The following is a 4,333-nucleotide window of genomic DNA, read 5'->3' on the forward strand; positions in this document are numbered from 1 at the left end:
AGCAAAGAGCGAATGCTCATAATGGGAAATGAAGCGATAGGCATTGCCGCAATAATAGCGGGATGCAGGTTCATAGCAGCCTATCCTATAACGCCCGCATCTGATATATTAGAGTACATGGCCCGCTTTTTGCCAGAGCAGCTGGGTGTAGCGATACAGGCTGAGGTAGAGATTGCAGCAGTGAACATGGCAATCGGTGCCTCATATGCAGGAGCAAGAGCAATGACTGTTACTTCAGGACCAGGCCTAGACCTGAAAACAGAAGCCATCGGGCTTGCAGGCATGATCGAAACACCATTAGTGATAGTAGAGGCACAGAGAGCAGGGCCCAGCACCGGCATGCCCACAAAAACAGAGCAGTCAGACATCAATCATGTGACAGTTGGAGGACATGGCGAGATACCGAGAATAGTAATAGTGCCTGGCACCGTGGAAGAAGCTTTTTATTTTACAGTTTCAGCATTCAACTTTGCAGATAAGTATCAGTGCCCGGTGATAATATTGACTGATGAGCTAATAAGCTGGAACAAACAGACCACCAAAAGATTTGATCTTGATAAATTGAGCATAGATCGTGGCAAGCTTTTGCTGAACATAGACTCAAGCGACCGAGAATTTAAAAGATACTCTTTTCAGGAAGATGGCATATCTCCAAGATCTATACCCACCGTGAAAAACGGCATACATCTCGAGACCGGTGATGAGCATGATGAATATGGACACATTACCGAGAAAGTAGAACTGAGAAACAAGATGATGCAAAAGAGGATGCATAAACTGGACATTGCAGCCAGAGAGATGTACAACAGTGTTACATATGGCGAAGAGTCTGAAAATATCGTGATAGGGATAGGTTCTACGAAAGGCCCAATACTGGAAGCAATGGAATACCTGAAAGATAAGCAGATAAATTTAAAATACATCAGGATAAGAACTTTATGGCCTTTTCCAGCAGAGGAGCTTAGAGCATTACTTAAAAATGCAAAGCGCATATTTGTAGTGGAAAACAATTATACAGCACAACTTGCAACGCTTATGAAATCCCAGTTAGGATCTTTAAACATCATATCAATCCTGAAATATGATGGACGCGCTTTTAAGCCCAGGGACATTTATAAAAAAATAGAAGAGGTGATTAAACAATGAACGATCCAAAATTTTATGATAAAGAGAAGCCTACATGGTGCCCCGGATGTGGTGATTATGGAGTATTGATGGCTTTGAAAAAAACAGCATCAGAGCTGAACTTGGATCCTGCAAATACAGTTTTGGTGACTGGAATTGGGTGTTCTTCCAAAATGAGCAGCTATTTTTACAGTTACGGGCTTCACGGAATACATGGCCGTGCGTTGGCACTGGCTACGGGTGTAAAACTTGCAAATCCGCAGCTAACGGTGATTGCTGCGGGTGGTGATGGAGATGGGTATGCAATTGGCATGGAACATTTTATACACACAGCTAAGAGAAACGTTGATATTACGTATGTTATCATGGACAACCAGATATACGGGCTTACTAAAGGCCAATTTTCGCCAACTAGCAATGAGGGCTTTGTTACAAACACCTCTCCGTTCGGAAACATCGAAACACCTGTAAACGGGCCTTTGCTGGCTCTGGCAGCAGGTGCTACGTACATAGCCAGAGGCTTTGTTGGGGATATTAACCAGCTTACAGAGCTTATTAAAGGCGGGATAGAGCACAAGGGTTTTTCGCTGATTGACATATTCAGCCCATGCGTTACATGGAACAAGGTGAATACATATGACTGGTACAAGGCAAATACATATGATTTAAGAACTGTGAACCATGATTTTACAGATAAACAAAAAGCGTTTGAAGTGTTGTTGAACGAACAAAAATTTCCGTTAGGGCTGATATACAAGGAAGAAAACAAAAAAACCTACGAAACGCAGGCACTTAGGCATCCAGATAAGCCAATGGCACTGCAAAAATACAAGGATCCGAAAGAATACGAATCGCTTTTAGACATTTTCGTGTAATTTTACTTTTTTATATATCTCCACTATTTTTTTAGCCTGTTCTTCTATAGTACCTTCAATATACTCTTTTTTTCGAACTGGAGGCACGGACTCTGTAAGCTTTGCAACGTTTGTATAAGAGCCGTTCAGGCCCGTCTCTTCGTCTTTCAGGCCCAAGTCTTTAGCAGTCCATACAGTCACTTTAAATTCTTTGTCAGCCCATCTTTTTCTTTTAAAGTCTGGGAAACGAGGCTGGTTTACGCCCAGCTCAATGCTCAGCAACGTGGGAAGCGTGGATTCTACGGTCTCATGCCCTCCTTTTATTGTGCGTTTTGCCCTAATGTATTTATCAGATATATCAAAGCTTGACACAAATGTGATCTGTGGCAGATCCAAAAGTTCAGCCACCTGTGCTGGAACCTGAGAAGTACCACCGTCAGAAGACTCTTCGCCGCATAGTACCAGATCATATGCGCCAATCTTCTTAATGGCCTGTGCTAGCACCAGTGCAGTCGCATACGAGTCTGCGCCTGCAAAAGCACGATCTGATAGCAATATTGCATCATCTGCACCCATCGCAATGCCCAGCTTCAAGTGCGGTTCGAAAAATTGTGGGCCCATAGATATGATAGTTACTTTCCCACCCACCTTAGCACGAACTTGCAATGCGTATTCTAACGCATTTTTGTCAGCTTCATTGATCTGATTTTCAGCATGTGCCCTGTTTATAGTCTTGGTAACAGGATCAAACGATATATCTTCTGTTTTTGGCACTATTTTTATCGCTACTATTATATTCATTGGCTCATCTCCCTGATCAGTACTGGCAACAATTTCATTGCGTCAGCAATCACACAGTAATCTGCATAATTGAAAATGTTAGAGTTTCGGTCATTGTCTACCGCGATCACAGTCTTGCAGTTTGCAATTCCAGATACAAAATGTTCAGCGCCACTTACTCCAAGCACCAGCGTGAGCCTAGCTTTCAAAGATATGCCCGTAGAGCCAATCTGTATGTCTCTAGGTGCCAGCCCACGATCTGCTAGAGGCCTGGTAACTCCAATCTCAGTTTTTGCAGTTTTTGCAAACATAGTTGCAAGATCCATGTTAGAAGCCACACCATTTCCAACAACAGTGACAAACTCGGATTTTGAGAGATCTACAAACTCTTTTTTAACCTGTTCTATCACCCTTACCCTGCTTACAAAATTCGCGAGATCAGGCTCGATAACTTCAATCTTGCCAGATCTGGTCTCATCCACACTCTTTTCGAATATGCCGGGTCTCACAGTAGACATCTGCGGCCTGTTCTTTGTGCATACAATCTCAGCTATAACTTTACTGCCATAACCTGGCACTCCTGCATACATTGTCAAGTTTTCATCAATGTCTAGAGATATAGCATTGGCAGTCAATCCTGTTTTTAATCTTGCTGCAATACGTGCTGCCAAGTCTCTGCCATTATAAGTACCACCAAGCAAGAATATGTTTGGTTCTCGAACCTTGATCAAATCGGTTATGCTCTTAGTATAATATTCAGTATTGTATTTTTCAAATACTGGGCTTTTTAAAAATATGATCTCGTCCGCACCGTACTTTATCGCTATTTCTCCTAGGTTGTCAGGTTCAGTACCTAGAATCAATCCCACCACTTTCTCATTTACTTTTTTTGCGAGAGTTTTGGCTCTTGAAAGAATCTCTAATGACACATCTTCAAACTCTTTATTTTCATGTTCTAGATAAACCCAGATACCTTGCGAGCTCATAATATCACATCTCTCAATATTTCTGCCAGATCCTTTACCTCTATGTTCAATGACCTGGTCTTTGAACTGTCATGCAGGTTCATGTTGCAGTATGGACACGCAGTCACCAGAACCTCAGCACCGGTCTGCTTTGCCTCGTCTGTTCTCACGTCAGCGAGCCTCTTTCCATGAAACTCTAAAAACATCCTGTTTCCGCCTCCGCCACAGCAAATGCTCTCTTCTTTCACGTTTTTCATCTCTTTCAGTTCTACTCCCTGAATATTCTGCAGCATCTCTCTCGGTCCATCGTTAAAATGGTCGGTTCTGCTCAGTATGCAAGGATCATGATATGTAACTTTTAGATCCTTCGATTTTTTAAAGTCGATCACACCATCCCTGTAAAGCTGGTAAAAATACTCTGCATAATGCATTACTTTCACATTTAGTCCAAATTTTGTGTACACTTCCTTGAACGTGTTGGAACAGTGCGGAGAAACGGTAACAATCACTTTTGCATTCGTGTTTTTAAAATCGTTGATGTTCTTTGTTGCCAACTCTTCCATATAGTCCCATTCACCAGCGTTTCTTAGAGGCTCACCACAACAAAGC

Annotated in this window: 5 protein-coding genes; 2 read left to right on the forward strand and 3 right to left on the reverse strand. The window is 42.3% G+C overall.

Annotated elements, in window-relative coordinates; translation table 11 throughout:
- Window positions 1-1,146 (forward strand): 2-oxoacid:acceptor oxidoreductase subunit alpha (locus QXQ25_04855; GenBank protein MEM0161032.1); only part of this gene is annotated, 1,146 nt, incomplete at its 5' end.
- Entirely contained in the window at window positions 1,143-2,000 is an 858-nt protein-coding gene (locus tag QXQ25_04860) for a 2-oxoacid:ferredoxin oxidoreductase subunit beta (protein MEM0161033.1), read from the forward strand. The genes QXQ25_04855 and QXQ25_04860, both read left to right, overlap by 4 nt.
- On the opposite strand, the gene QXQ25_04865 is transcribed toward QXQ25_04860, so the two are convergent.
- From QXQ25_04865 to QXQ25_04875, 3 genes are all read right to left on the reverse strand, one after another.
- Window positions 1,983-2,780, reverse strand: a complete 798-nt coding sequence (locus tag QXQ25_04865; GenBank protein ID MEM0161034.1) for an electron transfer flavoprotein subunit beta/FixA family protein — start codon at window positions 2,778-2,780, stop codon at window positions 1,983-1,985. The two genes, QXQ25_04860 and QXQ25_04865, sit on opposite strands and share 18 nt — an antisense overlap.
- The gene (locus QXQ25_04870; GenBank protein MEM0161035.1) at window positions 2,777-3,745 is read right to left on the reverse strand and encodes an electron transfer flavoprotein subunit alpha/FixB family protein; all 969 of its coding nucleotides are present in this window, start codon (window positions 3,743-3,745) and stop codon (window positions 2,777-2,779) included. Before QXQ25_04870 ends, QXQ25_04865 begins: the two co-directional genes overlap by 4 nt.
- Window positions 3,742-4,333, reverse strand: a 592-nt coding sequence (locus QXQ25_04875) for a (Fe-S)-binding protein (protein ID MEM0161036.1), incomplete at its 5' end; no start/stop codon positions are given. The genes QXQ25_04875 and QXQ25_04870, both read right to left, overlap by 4 nt.

The organism is Thermoplasmata archaeon, from assembly GCA_038729465.1.
GTDB lineage: Archaea > Thermoplasmatota > Thermoplasmata > Thermoplasmatales > ARK-15 > JAVRLB01.

Coding starts and splice junctions, on each gene's coding strand:
- QXQ25_04860 (MEM0161033.1), top strand. CDS start 1,143: ATGAACGATCCAAAATTTTATGATAAAGAGAAGCCTACATGGTGCCCC.
- QXQ25_04865 (MEM0161034.1), bottom strand. CDS start 2,780: ATGAATATAATAGTAGCGATAAAAATAGTGCCAAAAACAGAAGATATA.
- QXQ25_04870 (MEM0161035.1), bottom strand. CDS start 3,745: ATGAGCTCGCAAGGTATCTGGGTTTATCTAGAACATGAAAATAAAGAG.